Annotated in this window: 1 pseudogene; it reads left to right on the top strand. The window is 43.4% G+C overall.

Features of this window, described 5'->3' with window-relative positions:
• Positions 1 to 311, top strand: a pseudogene (locus D9K81_RS18550) (hypothetical protein); the annotation flags it as partial.

Raw genomic sequence — 311 nt, 5'->3', positions numbered from 1 at the left:
TTCGACCAACCTAAAGCTGAACCTGCTTCTGAAAATTTGAGTGTAGATGAGCTTAAACGGTTACAAGAGGAAGCCGAAAAGTCAGTAGCTGAGAAAAAGTTAGCCGAGACTGCAGAAATTGAATATCAAAAAGCTTTAAGTGAATTGCTCGATGGCGTGGCCAAAGCAAATACACCTGCAGAAGTAAATGCGCATACTCGATACACCAAGCCATGGAGCGAACAGCAACGTAAGCCATTGTTGGATGCAATTCATAAGCGTCTACAAGAACTCGCACCCGCAGTGGCTGAAATTAAAATGCCTCCATCTTT

The sequence above is a fragment of the Acinetobacter chengduensis genome, assembly GCF_003664645.1.
Lineage (GTDB): Bacteria > Pseudomonadota > Gammaproteobacteria > Pseudomonadales > Moraxellaceae > Acinetobacter > Acinetobacter chengduensis.
This window is presented reverse-complemented; position numbering and strand designations above follow the sequence as displayed.